Annotated in this window: 2 protein-coding genes; one reads left to right on the forward strand and one right to left on the reverse strand. The window is 65.3% G+C overall.

Translation table 11 applies throughout. From position 1 onward, the window contains the following. Positions 1-139 precede the first annotated feature (139 nt). Positions 140-520, forward strand: a complete 381-nt coding sequence (locus ACWGPE_RS19270; protein ID WP_452049359.1) for a DUF1761 domain-containing protein — start codon at positions 140-142, stop codon at positions 518-520. Between the two features lie 8 nt (positions 521-528). Here the strand turns inward: ACWGPE_RS19270 and ACWGPE_RS19275 are convergent. Beyond that, the coding region (locus ACWGPE_RS19275; RefSeq protein ID WP_452049360.1) for an MCE family protein at positions 529-1,046 on the reverse strand (518 nt) is incomplete at its 5' end.

The raw sequence follows: 1,046 nt of genomic DNA on the forward strand, positions 1-1,046 counted from the left end.
GAACTGGCCGTAAGAGCGTGAGGCAATACGCTTGACTTCATCCATCGTGGTTGATTTTATAAAGTGCACTACATCGCCGCAAGGGTCGGTCAACCAACAGTCAGGATGCCTTGGGATGCAGATCAATTGGCTCGGTGTCGTGCTCGCCCTCATCGCGGGCATGGCGGTCGCCGGCGTCTGGTACGGGAAGTTGTTCGTCGCGGTCTGGTGGAATCTGACCGGCATCACCCCGGAGCAGTCCAAGGCGGCCAGCAAGCGGAACATGGTCCAGCTGTTGATCGCCAACGCGGTCACCGCGATAGGGCTCGCTGCCGCGGTGGCCGTGACCGCTTCGGCAACCGGCATCCACTCGGTGTGGCTCGCACTCGTCGTCGGGTTCGCCGCATGGCTGACGTTCTCGGCGACGACGCTCCTTCAGCACAACGCGTTCGAACTCAAGCCACCGAAGCTGACGGTCATCAACACCGCGTATCAGCTCACGCTCTTCCTCGCGATGAGCCTCGTGATCGGGCTCTTCTAGCGCAGGCCCTACGGGTTGATCGTGTTCTCGCCGATCTGGCGGCCCCACACGTACTCGGACACCAGCGGCTGGCCGAGTTCGAAGTGGTTGTACGGCGCGATCGAGGCACCGATGTCCATGACCAGATACGGGGCCGGCCAGAGGTCCTTGGTGACGGGTTGCCAGCAGCCGGGCCGGCCCTCGGGACCACCGGTGGCGTTCACCCGGGGCAGGTTGTCCGGGTACACCCACGCGTTGGGGGCGCCGACCAGGAAGTCCTGCAGTTCGAACCCGTAGCCGTTGCGGGTCTGCTGGGCGAACTTCGGGGCGGCCTCGGCGTAGTTGTGGATCATGCAGTACAGCGCCGGGCTGTTGCGGTCCAACATCGCGCTGACCGGCAGCAGGTCCTGGGCACCGCGGACCAGATAGGGGCCGCCCCGCTCGAAGATGTCGCCGCCGGTGTTGCCGAAGCCGACCGCCGCCACCAGGGCCTGGTCCAGGTTCCCGCGCTGCTCGTTGAGGGTGCGGGCGGTGGTGACCGCGTTGG

This window comes from Agromyces sp. NPDC055658 (assembly GCF_053618155.1).